The sequence below is a fragment of the Bacillus bingmayongensis genome, from assembly GCF_000299035.1.
Taxonomy (GTDB): Bacteria; Bacillota; Bacilli; order Bacillales; family Bacillaceae_G; genus Bacillus_A; species Bacillus_A bingmayongensis.
The window spans coordinates 206641-232348 of the sequence record NZ_AKCS01000005.1 but is presented as its reverse complement, the minus strand read 5'-3'; the positions used below and the strand labels follow the sequence as shown (position 1 = coordinate 232348).

Below are 25708 nucleotides of genomic sequence, written 5' to 3'. Positions count from 1 at the left end.
AATTAGGATATTTTGGAAAAACTTTTGTAACGTACAAACAAAAATTACATGCTAACAAGCCTATTCAAAAGAGTACTATTGAAGTTAATCCTATCGATTATCGACGTATTAGTATGGAACGTAATATAAAGAATGCAAAAACAAGATACATGAAGTTATCTAAAAAAGAACTCGTACAACTATTAATTCAAACAGGACAATATATCGCTAAAAATAACAAAATATGGATGTATAAATATTATGAATCATTTAAATGAAAAATAATTATCTAAATATATAAATAATATACTATTTAGCGCAAGGGGAAACGGAAATGTTTTACAATATAGGGGTTACGTTTGGAAATGCGGATTTACAACGTTAAGATCTTTTTCCTGACGTTAGTTGTCAGGAAAGTTTTATTATACTAGGCTATATCAATTGTGATTGGAGTGTTATTAGATGCAAACAAAAAAAGTTTATCTTTATGTATTTAATACAATGTCAGACTGGGAATATGGATATTTAATTGCTGAACTAAACTCAGGAAGATATTTCAAAAAAGATTTAGCACCTTTAAAAGTAGTTACAGTAGGAGCTAATAAAGAAATTATTACTACGATGGGAGGACTGAGCATAAAACCAGATATTTCCCTTGATGAATGTACTCTTGAGAGTAAAGACCTTTTAGTTTTACCTGGAGGGAATACTTGGAGAGAAGATATTCATCAACCTATCTTGAAAAAAATTGGCGAAGCTTTAAAGCTTGGCACTATTGTTGCTGCAATTTGTGGTGCAACTGAGGGCCTCGCGAATATGGGATACCTAGATTCCAGAAAGCATACAAGTAATAACTTAGAGTATATTAAAATGGTCTGTCCTAATTATAAAGGAGAAAAATTTTATGAGATGGAACCTGCGGTATCTGGTGAGAATTTGGTTACTGCATCAGGAGTAGCTCCTCTGGAATTTGCGATGGAAGTACTGAAAAAATTAGATGTATTTGCACCAGACACATTACATTCATGGTATAACCTAAATAAGACTCATAAACCTGAATACTTCTTCCAGTTAATGAATTCAATAAATAGATGAGCTGAAAAAATCAACTGAGCAGTTTTATATTAGTTTAATTCAAGTTAATTGTTAGCCAGAAATGCATTGCAGTAAATTTCATATGTTGTAGTAGTAAATGAGGTCATTTGTAGTCCAAAAAGGATAGATAATACAGAGTAAATCTGTATTATCTATCCTTTTTGTCTCTATATAATGTGTAACGTTATATTTAATCCCTTTACAAACCAAGGTATAATAGCTTATTTTTTGCTTTCAATAAAATATGAAGACCGTCTTTTTTATTTTGTGTATCATGCATGTGCTGAGCCAAATAAGGATTCCATTTTCACTTTTCCTTTTTCTCGAATTTCGGCATCTGTATGTACCATGATATATCTGTGTGCCCAGGCAATTGCTATAACATCATCTAACAAGCCAATTCCAATAATAGCCGCTAAATCCGGAATGAAATCTATTGACCATACGTAATAGGATAGCGCAATTAATATAATCAACTTGGCTTTAGCAGGCAGTCCGTTCTTTTTTAAGGTGTAATATAAAATAATGCTCTCATATACACCGGACTTACCTAACTTTGTTGCACCGTTCTTTAATTTTTTCCATAGTTTCTGCTTCTCCATACAAGCACTCCTCATGTCGTCTTTTTTTCGTTAATTTTGTACAAGCGTATTCAGCATTATGTGAAAAATATTTAAAAGGATAGAGTTTTTAAAAGGATAGACAAATAATCGATAATATAAACTTATTTACCATTTATTTCTTGTTGTTAATTTTCCATAAGAATAAAAAAGGAAGAGGATAGGAGGGGGAATATGTGGGGATTGTTTGATGTAGTAGCAGATATTATATTGCTTTATCCAAGGGCTGATGTGAAGTTAAAGCATCATATTGCGAAGCTAAGCGAACAAGAATGGTTTCGGAAATTACATGAAGATTCAAGGTATACAAGTTTGATTTGGAACAATCGAAAACTCAAGAAATTTATCCCGCTTTAACGGGCAGTAATACTCCCACCTCAAAATTCTGCGAAAGCATTGTCCAGCTCTAGCGGCTAGAATCTCCGGTCGTTTCGCCCCCTCGGACCAGGCAAAAAGCGCCTCTCTGTCGGGTGCTCCAACGTCCTGCGATTCTGAGCGAGCCGCTTCCGTTTTTCTAAAGAAGTTAGTCGGGAGATAAACTGCCCGTAAAAGCCCGATTGGTGAGGGCTAATAATCAGTGGGGGATGGAGAAAACCCCCACTGATTAAAGTTTTACTTTATTTTGTCGCCTGCTAATATGAAATTGCTACCAAAATCAATAGAGAAACAAAAAGAACTGATCCAATTCATTCATAGCGAGTATGAAAAAAGGAGATAAGAATTATCTTATTTTTCATATTTAGTGAAACAAATGGTACAATATAAACTTAATGTGAAAAATAAGGAAAAGAAGTGATCTGTTTGAAAAACTTTTTAGAATTAGGAATTAGTGAAACATTTAATCATACACTACGTGAAACCGGGATTGCTGAAGCAACGCCAATCCAAGAGAAAGCAATTCCAGTTGTTATGGCTGGAAAAGATATAATTGGTCAGGCAAAAACAGGAACAGGAAAGACTCTTGCTTTTGTTTTACCAATTTTAGAAAAAATTGATCCCGAATCAAGTGATATACAAGCTTTAATCGTTGCACCAACTAGAGAATTAGCACTGCAAATTACAACTGAAATTGAAAAGATGCTTGTTCATAAAGAAGATATCAATGTTCTTGCTATATATGGTGGTCAAGATGTAGCGCAGCAAATGAGAAAGTTAAAAGGAAATACACATATTGTTGTAGCAACGCCAGGACGTTTATTAGACCATTTACGTCGTGAAACGATTGTGTTATCAAATGTTTCTATGCTTGTGTTAGATGAAGCAGATCAAATGCTTCATTTCGGCTTTTTATACGATATAGAAGACATTTTAGAAGAAACACCTGAGAGTAAACAAACGATGTTATTCTCGGCAACGATGCCAAAAGATATTAAAAAGCTTGCAAAGCGCTATATGAAAGAACCTGAGATGATTCAAATTCAAAGCGAAGAAGTAACGGTAAATAATATTAAGCAACGTGTAATTGAAACGACAGACCGTGCAAAGCAAGATGCGCTGCGCTATGTGATGGACCGTGATCAGCCGTTTTTAGCTGTTATTTTTTGTCGTACAAAGCGTAGAGCAAGTAAATTATATGGTGATTTAAAAGGATATGGTTATAACTGCGATGAACTTCATGGTGATTTATCGCAAGGGAAACGTGAACGAGTGATGAAAAGTTTTCGCGATGCAAAAATTCAATACTTAATCGCAACAGATGTAGCTGCTCGTGGATTAGATGTAGAAGGTGTAACGCATGTATTTAACTACGATATACCTGAAGATGTAGAGAGCTATATACACCGAATTGGACGAACTGGACGTGCTGGTGGATCAGGACTTGCAATTACATTCGTTGCACCGAAAGATGAAATGCATTTAAAAGAGATTGAAAAAGGCATTGGTACAACGCTGCAAAGACAAGAATTGGAGTTACCTGCAAATCAAGCACCTGTAAAAAATGAGCAAAAGAAAAAAGAACACACAAGGAAACCAAAGAAAACGGGACAATATCGTCAAAGAGATAATCGTGAAGGATCCAAAAATGAAAAACAACGATCATTTGATAAATCAAGTAAAAAGAAAAGTGATACAAAGCAAGGTCAGCAAAGACGCAGTCGTTAATATAGAGTAAGTATTAATAGTGAAAAGTCGTTTTCCTTTAAAGAAAGGAACGACTTTTTTATTTTGTTATTCTCTCAAAACTTAGAAGTTATTATAAGTTGACAACTTAGTATCTTTTGAGGAATATACAATTATAAGAATGTATGTTCCGTTTACTGAGGGACTAACGATTTCATGTGTATCTACATAAAAGGAGCTGTTTCTAAGTGAAGAATTTAAAACAAAAAATTACTACTTTTTTAATGTTTGAAGGCAATGCAGAGGAAGCGATGAATTTATATACTTCTTTATTTGATCAGTCGGAAATTATAAATATTTCTCGTTACGATGCAAATGGACCAGGCAAAGAAGGAACTGTAATGCATGCTACATTCACATTAAATGGACAAGAGTTTATGTGTATCGATAGTTATGTGAAGCATGAGTTTACATTTACTCCTTCGATGTCGTTATATGTAAATTGTAATACAGAGGAAGAGATTGCTGAAGTTTTTAATAAGTTAGCGCAAGAAGGAGAAGTTTTAATGCCACTTACAGCTTATCCATTCAGCAAGAAATTCGGTTGGCTAAATGATAAGTATGGTGTTTCTTGGCAGTTAAACCTTACTGAAAACTAGGTATATAGTTAGTAAATAAAAGCGTATTCTCAATTTAATGAGTAATACGTTTTTTTATTCATAGTGCTACTAATAAGTTTAAGCGGAATCCCCTTTATTAAGTCAAAACGGTTGATTTAATATTTCAGAAATAAATTGTGGTATAATTTACATATAGGGGGAAAGTAGATGACACAGCACAAAGAAGAACAAATGAATCAGGCGCTCGCACTGTTTTATTTTGCATACAAAACATTTACAGAAAAACCAGATGAGATTATAAAAAAATATGGTATACAGCGAGTGCATCATCGAATTTTATTTTTTATTGCTCGTTTTCCAGGGCTCAGTATAAATGAATTGTTATCTCTGTTAGAAATAAGTAAACAAGCTCTTCACGGACCACTTCGTCAGCTTCTCGAAAAGGGGCTTATTGAAAGCAATGAAGCAGAACATGATCGTCGCGTGAAACAGCTTATCCTAACTAAAGAAGGAGCAGAGCTAGAGAAAAAATTAAGCGATGTGCAAAGAAAGCAAATGGGAAGTATTTTTTCAAAATTTGGTGAAACATGCGAAGAAAATTGGCATCAAGTTATGACGGAACTAGCAAATAGCCGCTTAGGTTTTGATGCATGGTTATCTAAGCGTGAAGAGCCAGTTGATCAAAATGAGTAAATAAATCATTCGTCTGTTTTTAGAGTTTAAAAAAACAATTTTATCGTAAATAGGCGAGAAGACTCCCACCTCAAGGAATGTGTAGGGCGCAGTCCAATGAGTAGGCGGGAGATGAATAATAGTTTGGGTACGAGTTGTAAATCCCTTCTTTTCTTTGAATTCGTCAATACATTTCAAAAATTCTTTTGGATAACGCATATTTACAACTTGTGACATAGTATAATCCTCCTTGTTAAAATATACATGATACAATAAATGTATATTTTAACAAGGAGGTGAAATCAATGTTAGTGAAGAAAGCATACAAATTCCGTCTCTATCCAAACAAAGCACAAGAAATTCTAATCGCAAAGACGATTGGCTGTTCACGGTTTGTGTTCAATCATTTTCTAGCAAAGTGGAATGATGCTTATAAAGAAACAGGCAAAGGATTAACTTATAATGCTTGTTCTTCTCAATTAACTGAGCTAAAGAAAGAATTAGTATGGCTAAAAGAGGTAGACAGCATTGCTATTCAATCTTCACTTAAAAAACTTGCTGATTCGTATACTCGATTCTTCAAGAAACAGAATAAAGCACCACGATTTAAGTCTAAAAAGAATAGAGTTCAATCTTATACAACAAAGCACACGAACGACAACATCGCCATTGTGGGAAATAGAATCAAATTACCGAAACTTGGACTTGTAAAGTTTGCAAAAAGCCGTGAAGTAGGAGGGCGTATTTTGAATGGAACTGTTAGACGTAATCCAAGTGGAAAATACTTTGTTTCCATTCTTGCAGAAGTGGAAGTTCATGAATTTCCTAAAACTGGTTCATCTGTCGGTGTGGATGTCGGGTTGAAAAATTTTGCTATCCTTTCTACAGGTCAAATATTTGATAATCCTAAGTTTCTCCGTACTTTAGAAAAGAAGTTAGTCAAAGCACAACGGGTTCTTTCCAGACGGCAAGAGTTAGCAGTGAAACGAACATGCAAGTTGGACAAATCTAAAAACTATCAAAAACAAAAACGCAAGGTAGCTCGTATTCACGAAAAAATCACCAATGCGAGAACGGATTACTTGCAAAAAATCTCTACTGACATCATCAAAAACCACGATATAATCGGTATTGAAGATTTGCCAGTAAGCAACATGTTGAAAAATCACAAATTAGCTAAAGCGATTAGTGAGGTATCTTGGTCACACTTCAGAACGATGTTAGAGTACAAGGCGAAATGGTACGGTAAGCAAGTTATTGCAGTATCAAAGACATTCGCTTCTTCGCAGTTGTGTTCTCATTGTGGTTATCAAAATAAAGACGTTAAGAATCTAAACCTTCGTCAGTGGAACTGTCCATCTTGTGGCACGCACCACGATAGAGATATTAACGCAGGACAAAATCTTAAAAATGAAGCTATAAGACTTCTAACCGTAGGGACTACGGGGTTAGCCTACTAAGATAATCGAAGGATACTTTGGTGTTCGTAGGAATTCCCCACTTCAAACAGACCGTAAGGTTGTTAAGTGGTGGGTAGTTCAACCATGTATTTTGGCAACTATGGGTGAATCATAGACTAAATGGATAAAAAATTACATTACCAGATACTTTATGACGTGTACGCATTGAAAAATTTATATTTTTATTTCCGAAAGGGGAATTAATGTGATAAAACTTGTACTCATTCGTCACGGACAAAGTTTATGGAATCTTGAAAACAGATTTACAGGATGGACAGATGTAGACTTATCGAAAAATGGATTAAGTGAAGCAAGAGAAGCGGGTGCAATTTTAAAAAACAATGGATACACGTTTGATGTTGCATACACTTCTGTTTTAAAACGGGCAATTCGAACACTTTGGATTATTCTTCATGAAATGGATCTTGCTTGGGTTCCTGTACATAAGTCCTGGAAGTTAAATGAAAGGCATTACGGAGCATTGCAAGGTTTAAATAAGGATGAGACAGCAAAGAAATATGGTGATGAGCAAGTTCATATATGGAGAAGAAGTACGGATGTAAGACCACCAGCTCTTACTGAAGATGATCCAAAGTATGAAGCTGATGATCCGAGATATAAGTTTTTGAAAAAAGACGAGTTTCCACTTACAGAGTGTCTAGAGGATACGGGACAAAGAGTACTGGAATTTTGGCATAATGAAATTGTACCGACGTTACAATCTGGACAAAAGGTCATTATCTCATCTCATGGAAATACGATTCGTTCTCTTGTGAAATATTTAGATAATCTATCGGATGATGGTGTTGTATCATTAAATATTCCGACGAGTATACCACTCGTATATGAATTAGATGAAAATTTACGCCCAATTCGTCATTACTATTTAAGTATGAATGGTGAAGTTCCGGAAGGTGTGATTCCGAAACATATATCCTGATAAAAAATATTTGTGAAAATTTGAAATGCATGCTTGTCTACATATACAATGTAGATTCATTATAAAAGACGTGGGTTCCTTTTTAGTATATGCAATGTAGCTTACTTTAGAAGGTTGTCCATGTCTTTTGTCATAATGAGAGTGAAGTGAGCATGTAATGATATCGTGAGAAGTTTTTGAATGGAGGGTGATGTGATTGACAGTCTCTAACATTCGAATTGGTTTGTTTTTTCTCGTACTAGTTTTTTTATTTCTTATTTTCTTTTATTGGAAAAATGAAGAACTGTACGAAGAGAAAAAGCAACTTATTCGAAAAACATGGTATGGTGTGTTTATTACATCGGTTACAATTTATTTCATGATGAAAGGAATTGATTTGACCCTCTGGAAAAATATTTTACTGTTCGTTGCGATGGTGATATTTGTTGATATTGCATTTATTTTAACTCCAAATATTTCAGAAATATGGGGTGCGAAATTTAGTGATATCGGAAAGACCGTTCAATCCATTAAACGCTCACTAATCGCTTCGAAAGCACGAGGAGAGATTTATACTACAATTATTCAAAATGTAAATCCCGCAGCATTTGGTACGATGGAGTGGCGGGCAGAGGCTGAGTATGCACAAAGTTTAAATGCATTTCTTGATACGTACGCTGAAAAAATTGGAGCGAAAATCGTTGTATTTGTGACAGCAGATGAATTGAATACGAATTTCCGTGGTATCCGCTCTCAATTTAGTATTACAGTACCTTTAGAACATATAGAGCAGTTAAATGAGCAAAAAGCGGTGCAAGTTGAAAATGTCGGTATCATACCTGCGAAAATAGTAAAAGATGTTTGTATTGTTATTGATGGTCAAAAGAACAATCTTCAAGATCGAGATTTTGAAAATGTATATAATTTAACGATTCATCATAGTTATTTTAGGAAGTAAGGACAGAATATGAATTCTGTCCTTTTCTCCTATACATAATTTAGAACAAATTCCGAGTTAATCGGACAAAAGTTGAATAAAATCGGACAATCATTCCTACACTAGCACGTAGAGGTGATTGTAGTGGAAAAAGAGTATAGTAATGAATTCTTTAAAGAAGAAGCTGAGGATATAACAGATTTCTCTTTAATTAAAGGAGATACAATGCAGCAAGTAGAAGATTTAGAAGAAGAATTAAAAAGAAAAGGATAAAAGTGCGTCTGGTTTATATTTGGGATATAATTAAGAGAGAAAGATTGTATCTTTTTTAAAAAAGGGGGAGGAAAAAATGCAAGAAATGAAACAACAAAAACTTGCTTTTTTTAAGGAAAAAAAAGAAGCACCGAATACAGATTTCTCTCTTGTGAAAGGTGCATTAACGGAAAATATTAATCGACTAGAAAAGCTCATGAACGGTGATGCATCAAAATATATACAAGGGAAAAAATTGAAAGAAAATGTATAAAAGCATTTTCTTTTTTTATTTCTTCTTCATTCCTGTCGCAAATTCCTTAAAATCTAGTTTCTCATAGTAGGGAACATTTTCCTCTGTACAAAGTAATTGTAAATGAAGATTCGTTTGTTGACACTTCACTACCAACTTCTCAATTATTTTTCTACCTATTCCTTGATTCTGGTATAGTGGATGGACGATTAAGCCACAAAGATAAGCATTGATTGCTCCATCTGAAATGACGCGCCCTGTACCTATTAATTGATTTTTGTCATAGGCAGATACTACAAAAGTGCTTTGAGCAGTAGCTATAAATAATTGTTCTTTTGATAACTTCAGGTAATCATTCCAGCCGACAGAATCATACAAATCGAAAATATGCTCAGGACAAGGGAGCTCCTCTGTAAAATGCATATACATTCTCCTTAAAATTGAAAATTTAATGTGTTAATTTATACTAACATTTCTAAAGTAGTTACACGAAGAACACTTTAAGAGTTAAATAGAAAATAGTTTTGATAAGTAGAGCAGGGAAGATTCAAAACATTAATAAAAATTGAAACGATGAAGCGTGGTATAATGGTATGGAGAAGAATGAATTAAAATGAACTTTTATTCAATGAATTATATGTAAGAGAGGAGCTTAAAAATGTATTCTAATTTAGAACAATTAACAAAGCACCCTGTATTTTATCATTTTGCAGAAATTTCAAAGATTCCAAGAGGATCTGGAAATGAAAAAGAAATTAGTGATTTCTTAGTGAAATTTGCAAAAGATCGTAATCTAGAAGTGATACAAGATGAAGCTTTAAACGTAATTATTAAAAAGTCAGCAACTGCTGGCTATGAAAATGTTCCTGCAATTATTATTCAAGGCCATATGGACATGGTTTGCGAGAAGAACCAAGCAACAGTTCATGATTTTGAAAAGGATCCAATTGAGTTACGAATTGTTGGAGACATGTTGTATGCAAACCAAACGACTTTAGGTGCAGATAATGGTATTGCGGTTGCATATGCATTAGCACTATTAGATTCAACAGATATTCCGCATCCAGCTCTTGAAGTTGTTATTACGACAGAAGAAGAAACAACAATGGGTGGTGCTTTTACTGTTGATTCGAAGCACTTTGATGGAAAAATATTTATTAATATTGATTCTGAAGAAGATCATAAATTATTAGTGAGCAGTGCAGGCGGAGCAAAGGCAGTTGCAACGATTCCTGTTGTTTGGGAAGAATCACTTGCTGAACTAGAAGCATATCGTTTATATGTCGGAGGCTTAAAAGGTGGCCATTCTGGTATGGAAATTGATAAGCAACGCGGTAATGCGAATAAAGCTTTAGGAAGAGTTCTTCATGATTTATCAAATGAAATCCCATTTTACATGAGTGAAGTTCATGGTGGATTAAAAACAAATGCAATTCCACGTGAAAGTGTAGCAACAATCTTATTATCTGCAAATAATGTACAAAAAGTAGAAGAGAAAGTAGCAGGATGGACACGTATATTACAAGAAGAGTTGCGTGCTGTAGATCCTGATGTACATGTTTCTCTCACAAAATTAGAAGAAAAAGTAGAAAAAGTATTTGCAAAAGAAACACAAAAACAACTTATTTCTTCTTTATTCTTAATTCCAAATGGCATTCAAAGCATGAGCATGGACATTAAAGGACTTGTAGAAAGCTCAACAAATTTAGGTGTTATTGAAACAATACATAATGAAATTAAATTGCGAAACGAAGTAAGGAGTTCTGTAAGTAGTTTAAAACAGCACATTACGAATGAAATTAAGCATATTGCAGAATTAGTTGGAGCAAAGTTTGAGAAGGAATCTGAGTATCCAGAATGGCCGTACAATCCAAATTCATCTATTCGTGATTTGTTTGAAAAGGTGCATAAAGAAAAATATAATAAAGATGCTGAAATCTTTGCGGTACATGCTGGTATCGAATGTAGTGTATTTGTTCAAAAAATGCCTGAATTAGATGCGATCTCATTTGGACCAGATATTTTCAACGTTCATACACCAGATGAGCATATTAGTATTTCATCAGTTGTGAATAACTGGGGATATTTCGTTGATGTTATGAGAGAAACGAAAACATTAGCATAAAGATATAAATTAATTGAACTACCTAAGATTTCCTTAGGTAGTTTTTTATTGTATTAGGATGGCAAACACATAGAAATTTGTATACAGATAAAATCAATAAGAGGAAGAGGATATTTGTAATTTTAGTTAGAGAGGACGAAATTTGAGGGCGATAATTTCATGTACTGTATTGAAAGAAGAAATGAAATATTTTAAAACTAAACTATTTGATAAAAACTTAATGATGTGATTAAAAAGAAGTGCTAAAAATATATGTAATAGAACTTTTATAAGGGAAAAAATATGAAAAAAGGATATAAAAGATTATTCACTATAAGTGCGTTAGCAATAGGAGTGAGTACATTCTCATATTTACAAAATAATTTATTAAGTGTAAGTAAAATAGTAATAACATCTAGTAAAATATCTTCTCAGTTCAAAGGATTTTTAATAGACCAGAAATTGCAGTCGTACAGTTGAGTTAAGTTGTACCAAAAAGTACAGGTATCCATTACAATTTTGTTAAATTTGTTGTACGTTTCATAAACTAACAAATTTTGACGTCCTTTTTTGTTATAGTGTAAATAATTAAAATACTCAGCTTTTATTTAAATTAGAATGTTTATAGCTAGTGCATATAAAAACTTTTTATAAAGGAGTGTACACATGCATAAAGAATTTGAAATTGAGGAATACACTGCAATTGAGGAGCAAATCCATTATTATAGTCAGAGCTTATTAGTGAATCATCCAGAGCAAGTTGTAAAGTACTTAGAAAAGAGGTTAGAAAAATATACAGAAACATTAAAATATGCGCACTTGTATCCTGAAAAAGTTATTTTGCCTATACAACAATTAGTTATTGAGTATTCTTTAGATCTTGCTAGAATTAGAAAGTATTTAAATTTAGAGACGTAGCTTATAAATAATGAATTAAAATGAAACAGAGTCGACGGTGAGAAATTCATTCTATTGTCGACTCTGTTTCATTGTTTTATAGAAAATATATTCGTCGTTCGGTAAAGGTTAGAAAAATAATACTTATAAATAAAGTTTGACATATAATACTCTAAGAGTAAAATAAAAGTGAGTACTCACTCATTTTTTGTAAAAGGAGGATGATTTTAATGTCACAAATCCCCGTAATTTTAGAAAGTGTATCAAAGCGTTTTGGAAAGAAAGAAGTATTGCATAATATTTCTTTATCCATAGCGCAGACAGAGATTTTTGGTTTAGTAGGTCCTTCAGGTTCTGGGAAAACGACACTTATTAAGATGATTGCTGGTATTAGTGAAGCAACGACCGGTGAAGTAACAGCTTTAGGAACGAAAATGCCTAATTTAAGTGGCACGAAACAAATAGGGTATATGGCGCAAGCAGATGCGCTGTATGAAGAATTATCAGCATATGAAAATGCGGATTTTATTGCAACTATGTATGGATTAAAAGGTAAGCGTAAGAAAGAGAGAATAGAAGAAGTATTTACATTAGTTCAATTATCACAGCATGCAAAAAAGCAAGTACAACATTTTTCAGGTGGAATGAAGAAACGTTTATCACTTGCAATAGCACTTTTACATGAGCCAAAGTTATTGATTTTAGATGAACCAACTGTTGGAATTGATCCAGTTCTTCGTAAATCTATTTGGGAGAAATTTTATGAACTCAAAAAACAAGGAACAACGATTATTGTGACAACACATATTATGGATGAAGCGGAATTTTGTGAACGTCTTGGATTAATTAGAGATGGTAAGTTAATTGCGACGGGAACACCAAATGACTTAAAAGATCGAACTTCATCAGGACGGATTGAAGATGTCTTTCTATTGGAAGGAGCGATTGAATCATGAGAATTGGTGGTGTAGTTATTCGTATTATTCGTCAGTTTTTTCGAGATAAACGATCACTTGCGATGATGTTTGGAGCTCCGATGTTACTCCTTTGGTTATTATCGCTTGTGTTTACTCAGAAGGATTATACACCTCAGATTGCGCTAGTAGATGTTCCAGCACCTGTTGTAGAGGCAATGAAAAAACAAGATGCAACAATTTATGAGTATAGTAAAGACAATGCGCATTCTAAATTAGAAAAGCAAAAAATAGATGCGATTATAACTTTAGAAAATGGAAAAGTAAACGTATTATTAGAAGGTAGTGACTCTTCGAAAAATCGTGCCGTGCTACAAGTATTACAAAAGGGCGCCGAAAAAAATGAAATGCCTGGTATGAAACCAGAAATTGATTTTTTACATGGATCTGCAGACTTTACAATGTTTGATGGACTTGGACCTGTATTAATTGGTTTCTTTACATTTTTCTTTGTCTTTATTTTATCAGGTGTATCTTTTGTACGTGAGCGGTTAAGTGGAACGTTGGAAAGACTTTTATCCACCCCAGTGCGAAGATGGGAAATTGTTGTAGGTTATATACTGGGATTTGGTATTTTTGCGTTTTTACAATCTGTTATCATTGTAAGTTTCTCTGTTTATATTCTTGATTTATATGTAGCAGGATCTCCGTGGCTTACATTACTGATTACATGTATGCTTTCATTAACAGCATTAACATTAGGAACATTTTTATCAGCATATGCGAATAACGAATTCCAAATGATTCAGTTTATTCCGCTAGTCATCGTACCGCAAATTTTCTTTTCAGGTTTGTTTCCAATGGAATCAATGAATAAGTGGCTACAAATGCTTGGAAAGCTATTTCCGCTCACATATGGTGCTGATGCGATGAGACAAGTGATGATTCGTAATCAAGGATTTACTGAAATTGCAGGAGATCTTGGTGTGTTACTTCTTTTTGCGCTATTATTTGCGGTAGGAAATGTATTTGCTTTAAAGAAACATCGCAGAATATAATGTTTATAAAAAAGGGGCATTATGAATGAAAAAAGATTGGTTAGAGGAGTTGATCGCTGCTACGGATACAGATAAGCGTAATGAACGGCAGATGCGTATATTAGAAGCAGCGGTTGATATGTTTGGAGAGAAAGGATATGCATCCACTTCAACGAGTGAGATTGCAAAGCGTGCTGGTGTAGCGGAGGGAACGATCTTCCGCTACTATAAAACGAAAAAAGATTTACTATTAGCGGTTGTCATGCCTACATTAACAAAGTTCGCTGCACCATTTTTTGTACAAGCTTTTGCAAAAGAAGTACTTGAAAATACGTATAAATCTTATGAAGAGTTTTTAAGAGTGGCGATTCGAAATCGGTTTGAGTTCGCTAAAAAACATTTTCCAATGTTAAAAATTTTAATGCAAGAAGTACCGTTTCAACCAGAATTAAAAAATGAAATACAACAATTAGTAGAGGAGGAACTTTTTTCCCGCTTTAAAAAATTAATTGTGTATTTTCAAGAACAAGGGCAAATTATTGAAATGCCGACACCTTCAGTTATACGTTTTACTTTATCAGTTATAATAGGCTTGATTTTAACTCGATTTTTATTGCTACCCGAAGAAAAATGGGATGATGAAGTGGAAATTGAAAATACAATTCAATTTATTTTGTATGGATTAACGCCTCGGAGGTAATAAAATGCGACAATTTGCTAAGCCGACAGTTGTTGTCAGTAAATGTCTAGAATTTGATGCTTGTCGTTATAATGGAGATATGATTCCTGATGTTACAATTCGAAACTTACAGCCGTTTGTTACGTTTATTCCCGTATGTCCTGAAGTGGAAATTGGATTAGGAATTCCACGCGAAACCATTCGAATTGTCGAAGATAGTGGAGTTCATAAGCTTGTACAGCCTTCAACAAGAGAAGATGTGACAGAGAAAATGCAACGGTTTTCTGATCAATTTTTAAGTACTTTACCGGAAGTTGATGGTTTTATTTTAAAGAATCGTTCTCCGAGTTGTGGAACTAGAGATGTGAAAATTTATACGGGATATGAAAAATCACCAGCAAAAGGGAAAGGTGCAGGTCTATTTGGTAGTGCCGTACTAAAAAAATTTTCGCATGTTGCGATAGAAGAAGAAGGTAGATTGTCGAATTTTATTATTCGTGAGCATTTCTTTACGAGGTTGTTTACAATCGCTCACTTTAAAACGATTAAACAGAATAAAGCTTTGAAAGAACTAGTATCATTTCAGTCAGATCACAAATATTTATTTATGGCATATAATCAGGTGAAACAGAAAGAATTAGGCCGAATTATTGCGAATCATACAAAGGATAATATTGAAAATATCTTTGACAATTATGAGGAAACCTTATATGAATTATTGAAGCGGACACCTCGCTATACATCAAATATAAACGTATGCCAGCACATTTTTGGATACTTTAAAAGTAAGTTAAAAAAGCAAGAAAAAGAGTATTTTTTAACGTTGCTTCAAAAATATGCAGATAAGAAAATACCTCTTAGTAGTTTACTTGTCGTTTTAAAGTCGTGGGTCTTTCGTTTTGAAGAGCACTATTTGTTAAGACAAACATATTTTGAACCATATCCTGAAGCATTAGTAGAAATATCAGATTCAGGTAAAGGAAGAGATTATTAAAGAAAAATCGCATAATTCGACATGAAAATTCCTACGTTGTTGTAGAACAATGTAGGAATTTTTTTGTGCATGAGTACAGAATCTGTTTTAAAATTAAATTATGACAGAATTATAACAATTATCTAACTAATAATCTTGTCTTTTGAAAAGCAATGTTTGTAGTACAGACTCGCACGCTGTCGAAACTCAATATTCGATAAGGAGTGTGTAGCGGAATGGAATTTACTCTAACTCGCGAAAAACAAATGATTAAAGAAATGGTACGTGACTTTGCTGAAAAGGAAATTGCACCAAAAGCTGTGTATTATGACAAAACAGCTGAATTTCCATATGAAACATTTCAAAAAATGGGCGAACTAGGACTATTAGGAATCCCATTCCCAGAAGAGTATGGAGGTTCTGGCGGCGATACTCTATCGTACGCGTTAGCTGTTGAAGAAATTGGCCGTGCTTGTGGCGGTACAGGTTTAAGTTATGCTGCAACAATTTCATTAGGTGCTTCGCCAATTTATTACTTTGGTACAGAAGAACAAAAGCAGAAGTATTTAGTTCCAATGGCATCTGGAAAAACATTAGGTGCTTTTGGTTTAACAGAGCCGAACGCTGGATCCGATGCAGGTGGAACACAAACAAAAGCGTTTTTGGATGGCGATGAATATGTGATTAGCGGTGAGAAGTGTTGGATTACAAATGCAGAGTATGCAAATACAATTATTGTAACCGCTGTCAACGGTGTCGAAGAAAATGGAAAAAAACGTATTTCTGCATTTATTGTACCAACAACAAGTGAGGGATTAACGATTTCAAGTCCATACGATAAGATGGGTGTTCGTGCCTCTAATACTTGTGAAATCGTACTTGATAGCGTTCGTGTACCGAAAGAGAATATTCTTGGTGATGTAAATAAAGGATTTAAGCAATTCTTATATACACTTGATGGAGGCCGGATTTCAATCGCAGCATTAGCTGTAGGGATTGCACAGTCTGCTTTTGAGCGTGCACTTCAATATGCAAAAGAGCGCCAGCAATTTGGAAAAACGATTTCTAATTTCCAAGCGATTCAATTTAAACTGGCAGATATGGCTACTGAAGTGGAATTGGCGCGTAATTTAGTACATAAAGCAGCTTGGTTAAAAGATCATGATAAACCTTTCGGTAAAGAAGCGGCTATGGCAAAATTATTTGCATCTGAAGCAGCAAGCCGTATTGCGAATCAAGCAGTGCAAATTCACGGTGGATATGGTTATATGCGTGAATATGAAGTAGAGCGTCATATTCGTGATGCGAAACTTTTAGAAATTGGTGAAGGAACTTCTGAAATTCAACGTCTCGTAATTGCAAGACATTTAGGGTGTAGATAAAAGGAGGACTCACTATGTTTCAAAAAATATTAATTGCTAATCGTGGAGAAATTGCAGTTCGTATTATTAAAACTTGTCAAAAACTTGGAATTCGTACAGTTGCTATTTATTCAGAGGCAGATGAAAATGCGCTTCATGTAAAGCTAGCAAATGAGGCTTATGTGGTAGGTGGTCCTCGTGTTCAAGAGAGTTATTTAAACCTTGAAAAAATCATCGAGATTGCAAAGAAAACGAATGTAGAGGCGATTCACCCAGGGTATGGATTATTGTCAGAAAATCCTTCCTTCGCGATTCGCTGTAAAGAAGAAGGAATTGTATTTATCGGTCCTTCTGAAGAAATCATTGCAAAGATGGGTAGTAAAATCGAATCACGTCTGGCAATGCAAGAAGCAAATGTTCCAGTTGTACCAGGAATCACAACGAATATTGAGACTGCTGAGGAAGCGATTGAAATTGCAAAACAAATTGGTTATCCATTAATGCTCAAGGCATCCGCGGGCGGCGGAGGCATTGGAATGCAGTTGATGGAAACTGAGCAAACGCTCACCAAGGCATTTGAGAGCAATAAAACGCGCGCACAAAACTTTTTTGGTAATGGTGAAATGTACTTAGAGCGTTATATTGCAGATGCACATCATATCGAAATTCAACTTCTTGCGGATACACACGGTAATACGGTGTATTTATGGGAACGTGAATGCTCTGTGCAACGCCGTAATCAAAAAGTGATTGAAGAAGCACCGTCTCCATTTTTAGATGAAGAAACGCGTAAAGCGATGGGAGAAGTTGCTGTACAAGCAGCAAAAGCTCTTGGTTATACAAATGCAGGTACTGTTGAATTTCTTGTAGATGATCAGAAAAATTTCTATTTCTTAGAGATGAATACAAGATTACAAGTGGAGCATCCTGTTACGGAAGAAATTACCGGTTTAGATTTAGTTGAACAACAATTACTTATTGCGTCTGGTGAAAAGCTTTCCTTTACGCAGGAGGATATAAATCGTAGTGGTCATGCCATTGAAGTGCGTATTTATGCGGAAGATCCAAAGACATTTTTCCCATCTCCTGGGAAGATTACGGGGCTAACTTTACCAAAGACAGTGCGTATTGATCACTTTTTGGAAAATAATGTGACAATCACACCGTTTTATGATCCGATGATTGCAAAAGTGATTGCTCATGGAGAAACGCGTGAAGAAGCAATTGAAAAATTACATGATGCACTTCAAGAAATGAAAGTGGAAGGTATTAAAACAAATACCTTAATGCTTCTGCAAGTGCTAGAAGATGAAGTATTCCAAAGTGGCATTTATACAACAAGTTTTGTAACAAAACAACTTGTAAAAAAATAAGGTTTATGAATATTAAAGGGGGAAAAAATGATGACAAAAGTGTATGCATCGATGGCAGGTAATGTTTGGAAGATTGTTGTGGGAGTAGGAGACACAGTAGAAGAAGAACAGGATGTCGTCATTTTGGAATCTATGAAAATGGAAATTCCAATCGTTTCAGAAGAAGCTGGCACAGTCATGAAAATAAATGTGCAAGATGGCGATTTTGTTAATGAAGGAGATGTATTGGTAGAGATTGAATAGGGTAAAAAAGGGGTGAAATGTATTGAAGCTACCTACTTTTGCTGTCATTAAAGAAGTGGGACCACGTGATGGTTTACAAAATGAAAAGAAAATTGTTGGCACAGAAGATAAAGTGAAATGGATTCAATTACTTTCAGAAGCTGGATTATCGTATATTGAAGTTTCTTCTTTCGTTCACCCAAAATGGGTTCCTGCTTTAGCTGACGCAAGTGATGTATTTACAGAGCTAAAAAGGAAAACAGATGTTACATATGCTGCGCTTGTTCCAAATCAAAATGGTTTGGAACGAGCTCTATTGCAAAATGTAGATGAGGTGAATGTTTTTCTATCAGCAAGTGAGTCGCATAATAAAAGTAACATTAATAAGTCCATTAAAGAAGCATTATCTGTCGTACAAGATATTTCAAAGCAAGCAGAATTTGCAGGTAAAAGAGTAAGAGGTTACGTTTCTACTGTATTTGGTTGTCCTTATGAAGGAGACGTGAGTATTGATGCTGTAGACGAGTTATGTAATCAACTCTTCTCATATGGCATTTATGAAGTCTCGCTCGGAGATACGATTGGTGTAGCAAATCCATTACAAGTAGAGCGTGTATTAGAACATTTACTTAAAAAATATGATTCTTCTAAATTTGCAATGCATTTTCACAATACGTACGGAATGGCGCTTGCAAATGTCGTTCAGTCATTGGAATATGGTGTTACGAAATTTGATAGTTCTTGTGGTGGTCTTGGTGGTTGTCCTTATGCACCAGGGGCATCAGGTAATGTCGCAACAGATGATTTAGTACATATGCTCCATAAAATGGGCGTACAAACAAATATAAATGAAGAAAAGTTATTAAAGGCTAGTCAATTTATTCAAAGTAAGCTAGATATTCAATTGCCAAGTCATGTGTATAAAGCGTTGCAACATAAAACAATAAGTAGGTGATAAAATGCTACAATTACAAAACATTTCAGTAGATTATGTAACACCGCATATCGCAAAAATAACATTAAATCGTGAACGGCAAGCAAACTCATTGTCTCTTGCACTATTAGAAGAGTTGCAATCTACATTAAATCATATTAATGAAGAAGCTGATGTTCGCGTTGTGATTTTAACAGGCTATGGTGAAAAAGCATTTTGTGCCGGAGCTGATTTAAAAGAACGTGCCAATATGAATGAAGAGCAAGTACGTCATGCAGTTAGAATGATTCGCTCCACAATGGATATGGTTGAGCAATTATCACAACCTGTTATTGCTGCAATAAATGGAATTGCACTTGGTGGTGGTACCGAATTAAGTTTAGCGTGTGATTTTAGAATTGCAGCAGAAACAGCAAGCCTTGGACTTACTGAAACATCTTTAGCTATTATCCCAGGAGCTGGTGGTACGCAGCGCCTGCCAAGACTAATTGGTGTTGGCCGAGCAAAAGAATTGATTTATACAGCGAGACGCATTTCAGCGCATGAAGCGAAGGAATATGGAATGGTAGAGTTTGTGGTACCAGCTAACTTATTAGAAGAAAAAGCAATTGAAATTGCTAGAAGGATTGCTAGTAATGGTCCAATTGCCGTACGATTAGCGAAACAAGCAATTTCAAATGGAATACAAGTGGATTTGCATACCGGATTACAAATGGAGAAGCAAGCGTATGAAGGTGTAATTCATACGAAAGATCGTTTAGAAGGATTACAAGCATTTCAGGAAAAACGCAAGCCGATGTATAAGGGGGAGTAAATGTGCTAGAACAAAAACAACAATCTAATTCATTTCAAGAACGTGTTGAAACAATTAAACAAGGCGGGGCACCAAAATATCATGAGCAAAATAAAGCAAAAGGAAAAATTTTTGTTCGAGATCGCTTAGCTCTTCTATTTGATAATGGTGAGTATGTAGAAGACGCATTATTTGCTAATTGTGAGCAAACAGGCTTACCAGCAGATGGTGTTGTAACTGCTACTGGTAAAATACATGGTCGTACTGTATGCGTTATGGGAAATGATTCAACAGTTAAAGCAGGGTCTTGGGGTTCTCGAACTGTTGAAAAAATCTTACGTATACAAGAAACAGCTGAAAAGTTACGTGTACCACTTTTTTATCTTGTCGATTCTGCAGGTGCTCGTATTACTGACCAAGTTGAAATGTTCCCAGGGCGCCGCGGTGCGGGTCGGATTTTTTATAACCAAGTGAAGTTATCAGGTAAGGTGCCACAAATTTGTTTATTATTTGGCCCTTCTGCAGCTGGAGGTGCTTATATTCCTGCTTTCTGTGACGTTGTTATGATGGTTGAAGGGAATGCCTCTATGTATTTAGGTTCTCCGCGTATGGCTGAGATGGTTATTGGTGAAAAAGTAACACTAGAGGAAATGGGCGGCGCTCGTATGCATTGCTCCGTATCAGGATGCGGAGATGTATTATGTAAAACAGAAGAAGATGCGATTGCTCAGGCAAGACAATATATTTCATATTTTCCAAGTAACTATCAAGAAAATGCTCCTACGACTAAGCCTCAAGAACCAAAACAGTTCGAAAAAACGTTAGAACAAATCATCCCAGAAAATCAAAATGCTCCTTTTAATATGAAAGATCTTATTAATCGCATTATCGATGAAGGCTCTTTCTTTGAAGTGAAAAAATTATTTGCACAAGAACTTATTACAGGATTAGGACGAATTGATGGGAAACCTGTTGGTATTGTTGCAAATCAACCGCGTATGAAAGGCGGCGTATTATTCCACGATTCTGCTGATAAAGCAGCAAAGTTTATTAATTTATGTGATGCGTATCATATTCCATTATTATTCCTTGCGGATGTACCTGGATTTATGATTGGAACGAAAGTTGAGAGAGCTGGCATTATTCGTCACGGTGCGAAAATGATTTCTGCAATGAGTGAAGCGACAGTACCGAAAATTTCAATCGTTGTTCGTAAAGCATATGGTGCTGGTCTATATGCAATGGCAGGCCCAGCTTTCGAGCCGGATTGCTGCCTTGCATTGCCGACGGCTTCCATTGCTGTAATGGGACCTGAAGCTGCTGTTAATGCTGTGTATGCAAATAAAATTGCAGCATTGCCAGAAGAAGAGCGTGCAAGATTCATTGCTGAAAAACGTGAAGAATATAAAAAAGATATCGATATTTATCGTCTAGCATCAGAAATGGTAATTGATGGTATTGTTCATCCAAATGATTTACGTGAAGAACTGAAAAAACGCTTTGAAATGTACATGAGTAAATATCAAGTATTTACAGATCGAAAACATCCAGTTTATCCAGTATAAAAGCCCTATTAAGGGCTTTCTTGTTCGAAAAATGAGGAGGGGAAAACATTGAAACAAGCTGTTTGGTTTCCAACAGAAGAATATAAAGATAAAACACGCTTATATGGATGGATGAAATCGCTTGGCTATGAAGATTATGAAGCATTTTATAACAAATCAATTGAAGAAACCGCATGGTTTTGGGGGGAAGCAGAACGTGCAGTTGGCTATCAATGGATGAAACCATACACAGAAGTACTAGATTTAGAAAACGGTACGCCATTTGCACAGTGGTATACAGGGGGAACTTGCAATGTTGTAGAATCTGCATTATCTCGATGGCTTGCAGATGAAGAAACGAAAACACAGCCTGCCTTAATGTATGAAGGAGAAAATGGAACGACAAAATCGTTTACATATGAAGAGATTGATGAATGGGTAAGCCGTGTGGCAAACGGATTAAAGCATTCTGGAATCGAAAAAGGTGATCGTGTAACTATTTACATGCCGATGATCCCAGAAACAGTTGTTGCCATGCTGGCAGTAATGAAAATAGGTGCGATTATTTCCCCGATTTTTTCTGGGTTCGCAGCTGATGCAGTCATGACGCGTATACAAGCCGCAGGATCAAAAATGATTATTACAGCTGATGGTTTCTCACGCCGTGGTAAAATTGTCTCTTTAAAAGATGAAGTAGATAAAGCGTGTGAACATTGCCCATCTATTGAGAAAGTTGTAATTGTACGTCATGCGGGAAATGATTTTACACCTCATAACTATGACCTTTCATGGAGTATTCTTGAAAAAGAAAAGCCGTTTTCACATGCTGAAGAAATGAAAAGTGATGACCCACTGATGCTCATTTATACATCAGGGACAACTGGTAAGCCAAAAGGAACAGTACACACACATGCTGGATTTCCTCTGAAATCGGCATTTGATGCAGGGTTTGGTATGAATATTAAGCAAGGTGACCGCGTGTTATGGGTGACTGATATGGGCTGGATGATGGGACCATTTTTATTATTTGGCTCTCTTATTAATGGGGCAACAATGGTAATGTATGAAGGTGTTCCTGACTACCCTAAAGCAGATCGATTATGGGAAACGGTTGATCGATATCAAATTACTCACCTTGGAATTTCACCAACATTAATTCGAGCACTGATGGCAAAAGGTGATGAAAATGTACAGAAACATTCTTTAGAAAGTTTAGAGGTATTTGCTTCAACAGGTGAGCCTTGGAATCCGGATCCTTGGATGTGGCTCTTTGAAACAGTTGGAAAAGGAAAGGTACCAATTTGTAACTATTCAGGCGGAACCGAAATTTCTGGTGGAATCTTCGGGAACGTCTTAGTTAAACCAATTGCACCGATTAGTTTCAATGCATCTTTACCTGGGATGGCAGCTGTGGTATTAGATGAACAAGGAATTCCAATTCGTGATGAAGTTGGCGAATTATGTTTAGAAAAACCATGGGTTGGAATGACGAAAAGCTTCTGGGGAGATGACGAGCGCTACATCAATACGTATTGGTCACGTTTTGAAAATAAGTGGGTACACGGTGATTGGGTAATCTATGACGGAGAGCAATATATCATTACAGGACGTTCTGATGATACATTAAATATTGCTGGAAAGCGTATCGGACCAGCTGAATATGAATCAATCCTTGTAAAGCATCATGATGTAATAGAAGCAGCAGCAATAGGTGTACCAGATGAAGTGAAAGGCGAGGTTTGTCACTGTTTCGTTGTTTTACGAGAAGGGACAATATTTACGACTGAACTCAAAAAAGAGTTGATGAATTTAGTAAATTCACATATTGGAAAGGCGTTATGTCCAAAAGATATTCATGTTGTAGAGGATTTGCCTAAGACACGCAATTCAAAAGTGATGAGACGAGTAATTAAAGCGGCGTATATAGGAAAGGAATTGGGTGATTTATCTTCTTTAGTAAATCCAGAGGTTGTTTCATATATTCAGGAATTAAAAGCTAAACAAATATAATAATAAAAAATGAGTTCTTTATAAAGAGCTCATTTTTTATTATCTCTATTTTAAACACGGTATAGGACAATTGTTTGTTTTCTTGTATCTATGTGTTTGTCTCTATCACTTTATTTCTTTCTACATAATTTATAGTAAAAGGATAAAGGGGTGAAATAATGAGTTGTCGTGAAGATTGGTTTGAAAAGAAACATTCTAAATGTTGGGATCACAAAAAGCATTCTAAATGCTGGGATGATCATGATGATGACTGCTGGAGAGAATTTAAGAAGTGCAAAAAAGATCGAAATGAAAAATGCGATTGTTGTTGCACAACAGGTCTAGTTAAGAGACTAAGATCTTTCATAGGTACAGGTGTTGCTGTAACAATTACTACTAAAAGTGGTGCTACAGTGACTGGTACTGTTGCAGCTGTCTCATGTGACACTGTTGATATTGTTGCAGGCACTACACGGACAACAGTTTCGGTTTGCGAAATTGAGTTTTTCTCAAGAGCAAATGCGATTTAGTTGATAAAAGGCTGCTCTGTTTAGGGCAGCTTTTTTTGATAAGTAGTCATAAACACTCCTGTTATTTTGTAGTGAGTACTAGATATTATATCTGTATTGAAAAAGTCTCATATATTTTTCTCTTTCCTAATGGAGTAATGTGAATTGCTCTTGAGTGTTCGGCTCTAGCAATCCAATTTTCATGTAACAGTTGCTCCAAAATAGCGTTCCCCAAAGAGCCCGCTATATGATGTTGCCTTTCACTCCAATCTAAGCAACATTTTGAAAAAAACCTTCTTTTTTTATATAACGAATCTAAATCAATACCAAAACTCTCAAAAAATTCTTGTCCCTTTTTCGTTACTTTAAATTGTAAACCATCTTTGATTAATATTTCATTGTCTAAAAGTGAATTTGTAATTTCAACACCTAATTTTCCGGCTAAATGGTCATAGCAAGTTCGGGCATATTGAATTTCTTTAGTCTCCTTTGATTGCTTAAAGGATCGAATTGGTTCTGGAGAGGCCAAATATAGTATTTTTTCCAGCGATTCTGCTATTTCATGGTTGGCTATTTTGTAATAACGGTGTCTTCCATGTTTTTCAACATCTATAATCTGTGCTTCATATAGTTTTTGAAGATGAAAACTGGCTGTTTGTGGTTTGATTTTTGCTGCATGTGCTAATTCGGTAGCTGGATGTGGACGACCATCCAAAAGTTGAACTAGAATTGTTGCTCGTGATCTATCGCTAATAAGAGAAGCTATTTTTGCTGCATTTACATTCATTTGCATCACTCCTTATTTTACATCCATATTTCGATGATAATGGAATTATTTGTGTTTTACAATACAAATGAAGAAATAAGAATAGGAGTGATTTTATGGATTTCACATTTCAACAAGGTTCCTGTAAAGAAATCAAGCCAAAAATTTTATATTACGGAATGCCAATTTATTTATTATCAACATTAAATGAAGATGGAACAACAAATATAAGTCCAATGTCTTCTTCATGGGCTTTAGGTAACTATATTATTTTAGGTGTTGGACTTGGAGGAAAATCAATTGAGAATCTTGAAAGAAACAGAGAGTGCGTAATTAATTTACCTCCTTCATCGCAGTGGGAGCAAGTAGAAAAAATTTCACCTTATACAGGGGTAGAGAAAGTTCCGGTTTATAAACAAGAAATGGGATATACATATCAAAAAGATAAATTTACAATAGCGGGTTTTACACCAATTGATTCAAAATCTGTAAAACCACAACGAATAAAAGAATGTCCACTACAAATTGAGGCAAAAGTAAAAGACATACGTATTCCAGAATATGGTCCTTTCTTCGCAATTGTTGAAACGGAAGTTCTTCATGTATATGCCCATGAAGAAATAATTAAAGGGGAAAATCATATTAATCCAGAAAAATGGAATCCGTTATTTTATAGTTTTAGACATTATTTTTCAATAGGAAAAGAGTTAGGGAAGAATTATCGAGCTTAAATCTTAAAAGGGGC

29 protein-coding genes are annotated in these 25708 nt (G+C 35.1%); 26 read left to right on the top strand and 3 right to left on the bottom strand.

Features of this window, described 5'->3' with window-relative positions:
- The first annotated feature begins 113 nt into the window (after positions 1 to 113).
- Both Y7E_RS34040 and Y7E_RS0101310 read left to right on the top strand, forming a co-directional pair.
- On the top strand, positions 114 to 257 hold the full coding sequence (locus Y7E_RS34040; protein ID WP_237741328.1) for a hypothetical protein: 144 nt from the start codon (positions 114 to 116) through the stop codon (positions 255 to 257).
- Positions 258 to 441: 184 nt separating this feature from the next.
- A complete protein-coding gene (locus Y7E_RS0101310) occupies positions 442 to 1074 on the top strand; it encodes a type 1 glutamine amidotransferase family protein (protein WP_017149512.1) in 633 nt (210 codons plus the stop codon).
- A gap of 272 nt (positions 1075 to 1346) precedes the next feature.
- On the opposite strand, the gene Y7E_RS0101305 is transcribed toward Y7E_RS0101310, so the two are convergent.
- On the bottom strand, positions 1347 to 1676 hold the full coding sequence (locus Y7E_RS0101305; protein ID WP_017149511.1) for a YkvA family protein: 330 nt from the start codon (positions 1674 to 1676) through the stop codon (positions 1347 to 1349).
- A gap of 192 nt (positions 1677 to 1868) precedes the next feature.
- Between Y7E_RS0101305 and Y7E_RS33475 the strand changes: the two genes are divergently transcribed.
- The 9 genes from Y7E_RS33475 (at position 1869) to spoIISB (ending at position 8889) form a co-directional block, all read left to right on the top strand.
- Complete coding sequence (locus Y7E_RS33475) at positions 1869 to 2051, top strand: hypothetical protein (RefSeq protein WP_017149510.1); 183 nt, start codon at positions 1869 to 1871, stop codon at positions 2049 to 2051.
- A gap of 435 nt (positions 2052 to 2486) precedes the next feature.
- Positions 2487 to 3797, top strand: a complete 1311-nt coding sequence (locus Y7E_RS0101295) for a DEAD/DEAH box helicase (protein ID WP_026049041.1) — start codon at positions 2487 to 2489, stop codon at positions 3795 to 3797.
- Between the two features lie 206 nt (positions 3798 to 4003).
- Positions 4004 to 4414, top strand: a complete 411-nt coding sequence (locus Y7E_RS0101290; protein ID WP_017149508.1) for a VOC family protein — start codon at positions 4004 to 4006, stop codon at positions 4412 to 4414.
- Positions 4415 to 4582: 168 nt separating this feature from the next.
- The gene (locus Y7E_RS0101285; RefSeq protein WP_017149507.1) at positions 4583 to 5068 is read left to right on the top strand and encodes a MarR family winged helix-turn-helix transcriptional regulator; all 486 of its coding nucleotides are present in this window, start codon (positions 4583 to 4585) and stop codon (positions 5066 to 5068) included.
- Between the two features lie 284 nt (positions 5069 to 5352).
- Positions 5353 to 6507, top strand: coding sequence for an IS200/IS605 family element RNA-guided endonuclease TnpB (tnpB, locus tag Y7E_RS0101275; protein WP_017149506.1), 1155 nt, complete (start codon positions 5353 to 5355; stop codon positions 6505 to 6507).
- Between the two features lie 205 nt (positions 6508 to 6712).
- Entirely contained in the window at positions 6713 to 7447 is a 735-nt protein-coding gene (gene gpmA / locus Y7E_RS0101270) for a 2,3-diphosphoglycerate-dependent phosphoglycerate mutase (protein WP_017149505.1), read from the top strand.
- Positions 7448 to 7643: 196 nt separating this feature from the next.
- Positions 7644 to 8384 carry a type II toxin-antitoxin system SpoIISA family toxin gene (locus tag Y7E_RS0101265; protein ID WP_017149504.1) on the top strand — a complete coding sequence of 247 codons (741 nt, stop codon included), beginning with the start codon at positions 7644 to 7646 and terminating at the stop codon, positions 8382 to 8384.
- 123 nt (positions 8385 to 8507) lie between these two features.
- Positions 8508 to 8636: a hypothetical protein gene (locus tag Y7E_RS0101260; RefSeq protein ID WP_017149503.1), complete on the top strand. Its 129-nt coding sequence runs from the start codon at positions 8508 to 8510 to the stop codon at positions 8634 to 8636.
- A gap of 76 nt (positions 8637 to 8712) precedes the next feature.
- On the top strand, positions 8713 to 8889 hold the full coding sequence (gene spoIISB / locus Y7E_RS31205) for a stage II sporulation protein SB (protein ID WP_017149502.1): 177 nt from the start codon (positions 8713 to 8715) through the stop codon (positions 8887 to 8889).
- Positions 8890 to 8904: 15 nt separating this feature from the next.
- Here spoIISB and Y7E_RS0101250 read toward each other — a convergent pair whose 3' ends face one another.
- Positions 8905 to 9291, bottom strand: a complete 387-nt coding sequence (locus tag Y7E_RS0101250) for a GNAT family N-acetyltransferase (RefSeq protein WP_017149501.1) — start codon at positions 9289 to 9291, stop codon at positions 8905 to 8907.
- 235 nt (positions 9292 to 9526) lie between these two features.
- On the opposite strand from Y7E_RS0101250, the gene Y7E_RS0101245 reads away from it, so the two are divergent.
- From Y7E_RS0101245 to Y7E_RS0101180, 14 genes are all read left to right on the top strand, one after another.
- Positions 9527 to 10993 carry an aminoacyl-histidine dipeptidase gene (locus tag Y7E_RS0101245; protein WP_017149500.1) on the top strand — a complete coding sequence of 489 codons (1467 nt, stop codon included), beginning with the start codon at positions 9527 to 9529 and terminating at the stop codon, positions 10991 to 10993.
- Positions 10994 to 11638: 645 nt separating this feature from the next.
- The gene (locus tag Y7E_RS0101240; RefSeq protein ID WP_017149499.1) at positions 11639 to 11890 is read left to right on the top strand and encodes a hypothetical protein; all 252 of its coding nucleotides are present in this window, start codon (positions 11639 to 11641) and stop codon (positions 11888 to 11890) included.
- A gap of 209 nt (positions 11891 to 12099) precedes the next feature.
- Positions 12100 to 12825: an ABC transporter ATP-binding protein gene (locus Y7E_RS0101235; RefSeq protein ID WP_017149498.1), complete on the top strand. Its 726-nt coding sequence runs from the start codon at positions 12100 to 12102 to the stop codon at positions 12823 to 12825.
- Complete coding sequence (locus Y7E_RS0101230) at positions 12822 to 13841, top strand: ABC transporter permease (RefSeq protein WP_017149497.1); 1020 nt, start codon at positions 12822 to 12824, stop codon at positions 13839 to 13841. The genes Y7E_RS0101235 and Y7E_RS0101230 overlap by 4 nt, the downstream gene beginning before the upstream one ends.
- 25 nt (positions 13842 to 13866) lie before the next feature.
- Positions 13867 to 14520, top strand: a complete 654-nt coding sequence (locus Y7E_RS0101225) for a TetR/AcrR family transcriptional regulator (RefSeq protein ID WP_017149496.1) — start codon at positions 13867 to 13869, stop codon at positions 14518 to 14520.
- A gap of 4 nt (positions 14521 to 14524) precedes the next feature.
- Positions 14525 to 15493, top strand: coding sequence for a YbgA family protein (locus Y7E_RS0101220; RefSeq protein ID WP_017149495.1), 969 nt, complete (start codon positions 14525 to 14527; stop codon positions 15491 to 15493).
- 215 nt (positions 15494 to 15708) lie between these two features.
- Positions 15709 to 16854 carry an acyl-CoA dehydrogenase gene (locus Y7E_RS0101215; protein ID WP_017149494.1) on the top strand — a complete coding sequence of 382 codons (1146 nt, stop codon included), beginning with the start codon at positions 15709 to 15711 and terminating at the stop codon, positions 16852 to 16854.
- A 14-nt stretch (positions 16855 to 16868) separates the two neighbouring features.
- On the top strand, positions 16869 to 18206 hold the full coding sequence (locus Y7E_RS0101210; RefSeq protein ID WP_017149493.1) for an acetyl-CoA carboxylase biotin carboxylase subunit: 1338 nt from the start codon (positions 16869 to 16871) through the stop codon (positions 18204 to 18206).
- A gap of 27 nt (positions 18207 to 18233) precedes the next feature.
- Positions 18234 to 18449, top strand: coding sequence for an acetyl-CoA carboxylase biotin carboxyl carrier protein subunit (locus tag Y7E_RS0101205; protein ID WP_026049038.1), 216 nt, complete (start codon positions 18234 to 18236; stop codon positions 18447 to 18449).
- 22 nt (positions 18450 to 18471) lie between these two features.
- Positions 18472 to 19383 carry a hydroxymethylglutaryl-CoA lyase gene (locus Y7E_RS0101200; protein ID WP_017149491.1) on the top strand — a complete coding sequence of 304 codons (912 nt, stop codon included), beginning with the start codon at positions 18472 to 18474 and terminating at the stop codon, positions 19381 to 19383.
- 4 nt (positions 19384 to 19387) lie between these two features.
- The gene (locus Y7E_RS0101195) at positions 19388 to 20176 is read left to right on the top strand and encodes an enoyl-CoA hydratase (protein ID WP_017149490.1); all 789 of its coding nucleotides are present in this window, start codon (positions 19388 to 19390) and stop codon (positions 20174 to 20176) included.
- 2 nt (positions 20177 to 20178) lie between these two features.
- Entirely contained in the window at positions 20179 to 21720 is a 1542-nt protein-coding gene (locus Y7E_RS0101190) for an acyl-CoA carboxylase subunit beta (RefSeq protein ID WP_017149489.1), read from the top strand.
- A gap of 48 nt (positions 21721 to 21768) precedes the next feature.
- Positions 21769 to 23709, top strand: a complete 1941-nt coding sequence (locus tag Y7E_RS0101185; RefSeq protein WP_017149488.1) for an AMP-binding protein — start codon at positions 21769 to 21771, stop codon at positions 23707 to 23709.
- A 158-nt stretch (positions 23710 to 23867) separates the two neighbouring features.
- On the top strand, positions 23868 to 24218 hold the full coding sequence (locus Y7E_RS0101180; protein ID WP_017149487.1) for a hypothetical protein: 351 nt from the start codon (positions 23868 to 23870) through the stop codon (positions 24216 to 24218).
- 85 nt (positions 24219 to 24303) lie between these two features.
- Here the strand turns inward: Y7E_RS0101180 and Y7E_RS0101175 are convergent, their stop codons facing one another.
- A complete protein-coding gene (locus Y7E_RS0101175; RefSeq protein WP_017149486.1) occupies positions 24304 to 24984 on the bottom strand; it encodes an ArsR/SmtB family transcription factor in 681 nt (226 codons plus the stop codon).
- A gap of 95 nt (positions 24985 to 25079) precedes the next feature.
- Here Y7E_RS0101175 and Y7E_RS0101170 point away from each other — a divergent pair, with 95 nt between their 5' ends.
- The gene (locus Y7E_RS0101170) at positions 25080 to 25694 is read left to right on the top strand and encodes a flavin reductase family protein (protein WP_017149485.1); all 615 of its coding nucleotides are present in this window, start codon (positions 25080 to 25082) and stop codon (positions 25692 to 25694) included.
- Positions 25695 to 25708 lie beyond the last annotated feature (14 nt).